General features: G+C 48.3%; 1 protein-coding gene and 2 pseudogenes. 1 reads left to right on the top strand and 2 read right to left on the bottom strand.

The window, feature by feature from the left end; translation table 11 throughout:
* Both D3F01_RS15740 and D3F01_RS15735 read right to left on the bottom strand, forming a co-directional pair.
* Window positions 1-842: pseudogene (locus tag D3F01_RS15740) on the bottom strand (sugar transferase); the annotation flags it as partial.
* A 193-nt stretch (window positions 843-1,035) separates the two neighbouring features.
* On the bottom strand, window positions 1,036-2,184 hold the full coding sequence (locus tag D3F01_RS15735) for a site-specific integrase (protein ID WP_186851751.1): 1,149 nt from the start codon (window positions 2,182-2,184) through the stop codon (window positions 1,036-1,038).
* Window positions 2,185-2,571: 387 nt separating this feature from the next.
* On the opposite strand from D3F01_RS15735, the pseudogene D3F01_RS15730 reads away from it, so the two are divergent.
* A pseudogene (locus tag D3F01_RS15730) lies at window positions 2,572-3,413 on the top strand (sugar transferase); the annotation flags it as partial.

The raw sequence follows: 3,413 nt of genomic DNA, 5'->3' as shown, positions 1-3,413 counted from the left end.
CCATCAGATTTGACTGCAATAGCCGTAATCAGAAACACCGGACTCAGGATAACCAGTGCCACCAGCGAGATCACAATATCCATGGCACGCTTGACAAACAAGAACTCCGGGCTTGCCATGTAACGGCCCACACGCAGCATGGGCAGATGGAACATATGCATCGGCTGGGCACCGCTCATAATCACATCGCCCACACGAGGGATCACGAACACATTGATACCCTGTCCCACACAGTATTTCAGGATGATATTGCGTTCATGGCTGTGGACACCGCTGATGAACACGCTCTGCATTCCATCCAGCAGGCTCAGGTCGTTCAGGCATTCCTCAACGTTCAAGGTCATCTTGACATCGTATTTTTTTGAAAGACCGTACTCATTGATGAGCTTTTCCAATCCATGACGAACATCATAAACGACTGCAGTCGGCTGGGCCTGGAATGTATTAAAGTACCATCCATGCGCCAACTTCGCCCAGATTGAGGCCATCAGGATCTGTCCGGCAATCGCTGCGATGCCCGGCAGAAGATTGCAGAGCCGCCGGGCCATCAGGCAGATGACAATGTACAGAATGCCATCCGTCGCCATTGCCGCCAGCACTTGCCCGTAAATCAACTCCGAAATACGCTGCAAAGACATCCAGAATGCATCGTAGACTTTTCCCAGTAGGAAGAACAACACCGCAAACAGACCGATCATGGCCCAGTTGCCCTTCCAACCAAACTTTGCATAGACCTGATACGAATAATACAGCTCCCAACAAAGTGCAAACGGAATTGTGATCATTACCAAATCGATGATTTTTACGATCTTCAACATCACATCATGCTGAAATTTTGACATAATACCCCAATAACTCCTTCAATTGTTTTCTTTGGTTCTCACTCAGCCATCCTGGTGCTGCCATGAGTCGAGCTTTTTCCACTGCATTTCAACAGCATCTAATAAAGCCATATACTCCTCCTGCCGCAATCAAGGAGTATCCTCCATTTGAATCGTCGAGGACATAGTCTGATTTTCTCTGCAACTACGTTATTTATTTCAACCTATGACTCCTGTATGACCCTTTATGAAGCCAGCGTGTAATACGCTCCAGCTCCTGTCTCTTACGGTTCAGATCAGAGTGGACATATCGCTGTAGCGTGATTGTTGCATTGGAATGGCCTAACAGCTCGCTCAAGGTCTTGATATCACATCCAGCCTGCAGGCAGGTCGTAGCGAACGTATGACGCAGAACATGTGGGTGAATTTTTCGGATCCTAGCCTGATTCAGGTAACATTGGATGCTCTTGCGGTAACAGCGTGGTTCTACAGGCCGTTCCTCGTTCCCGGAGAGAAACCATGTGGTATCGCTGTATTTCCTGTGCAACTTGCGTAGAGTTCTCAGCAACGGCTTCGGAAGCGGAAGTTCACGGTTAGAATGCTGTGTTTTGGGGGTCTGGATCACAACTTTTGTATGACCATTCCCACAACAGATTCGACAGACAGTGCGCCGGATTATTACTGTGCCTTCATCAAAATCAAAATCCCCCCACTGCAGGCCGCAGACCTCCCCGATTCGCAATCCAAGTTCCATTTGCAGAAGCATCCCGATTTTACGGGTGGTTGGTTCTGATAAAAGAAATTCCCGGAGAGAATCCTGTTCTGTCCGGGTCAAGGGTTGTGGTTCTGGTTTCTGTGTGTGTGGCAGTTTGACGCATATCTCGATGGGCGGCATGAGGTGCAGATGTGCAGCATACTTGCAGATTCGCCGCAGCATCCCAAGACATTCCTGTGCCGAGGATGCGCCAAGTGGCTTGTGGCTCCGGTCTGAGGGCGACAGAATTTGAAGAAAAAGACGTTCCAGCAAAGAATCCGTCACACTTGAGACCGGCAGACTGCCTAAAACAGGAAGAAAATATTTGTGCAGAGTGTACCGGTAGTGGGCATAGGTGGATTCTTTGACACTCTGCCTGAGAGCCGTAAGCCAAAGCGCTGCCAGTTCTGAAAAATGCATCGACTTCCCGGAGAGCTGATAGAATCCGGACAGAGCTTTCTGCTTGATCAGTTCTTCCCGGACTTCGCTGTACGCATACCCATACAGGTACCCCCATACGGGCTTTCCTTCGGCGGTGCGCCCTTTGATATAACGCCCCTCCCAGCGGCCGTCTTTTCGCTTATGGATGTTTTCTCCTCGTTTTGCCATCTGAATGCCTCCCTTTACTTGACCCTTGTTTGACTCCTTGTGAGCAAAGAAACGCTTCCGTAATTTCCATAAATTGCATTTCTTGTCTAAAATCGGATGAAATCGCATTAGAATGTTGTTTTTTTCTCCGTCAATTTGGAATGATACAAGGTATTTCTATTGAAGTGCTGGTAAATTCATGATAAAATAAGGCGAGAATTGGTACAAGGTGAGGAATAAGAGGTATCTTCCATGATTCAAATGGAGGATACTCCTTGATTGCGGCAGGAGGAGTATATGGCTTTATTAGATGCTGTTGAAATGCAGTGGAAAAAGCTCGACTCATGGCATCACCAGGATGGCTGAGTGAGAACCAAAGAAAACAATTGAAGGAGTTATTGGGGTATTATGTCAAAATTTCAGCATGATGTGATGTTGAAGATCGTAAAAATCATCGATTTGGTAATGATCACAATTCCGTTTGCACTTTGTTGGGAGCTGTATTATTCGTATCAGGTCTATGCAAAGTTTGGTTGGAAGGGCAACTGGGCCATGATCGGTCTGTTTGCGGTGTTGTTCTTCCTACTGGGAAAAATCTACGATGCATTCTGGATGTCTTTGCAGCGAATTTCGGAGTTGATTTATGGGCAAGTGCTGGCTGCAATGGCGACAGACGGCATTCTGTATATCGTGATCTGCCTGATGTCCCGGCGGCTCTGCAATATTCTGCCGGGTATTGCGGCGATTGTCGGACAGGTCGTGATGGCTTCAATCTGGGCAAAATGCGCCCATCGCTGGTATTTCCGGACCTTCCCTCCTCAGCCCACCGCAGTGGTCTATGATGTCCGGCATGGTCTGGAAAAGCTCATCAATGAATACGGTCTCTCGAAAAAATACGATGTCAAGATGACATTGAACGTTGAAGAGTGCCTGAACGACCTGAGCCTGCTGGATGGAATGCAGAGCGTGTTCATCAGTGGCGTTCACAGTCACGAGCGCAATACCATCCTGAAATACTGTGTGGGGCAGGGTATCAATGTGTTCGTGATCCCTCGTGTGGGCGATGTGATTATGAGTGGTGCCCAGCCGATGCACATGTTCCATCTGCCGGTTCTGCGGGTAGGCCGCTATATGGCAAGCCCGGAGTTCTTGTTTGTCAAGCGTGCCATGGATATTGTGATCTCGCTGGTGGCACTGGTTATCCTGAGTCCGGTGTTTCTGATTACGGCTATTGCAGTCAAATCTGATGG

This window comes from Faecalibacterium sp. BCRC 81149 (assembly GCF_022750605.1).
GTDB lineage: Bacteria > Bacillota > Clostridia > Oscillospirales > Ruminococcaceae > Faecalibacterium > Faecalibacterium duncaniae.
Note: the sequence above shows the minus strand (reverse complement) of the source record. Positions and strands in the feature narration are given on the sequence as shown.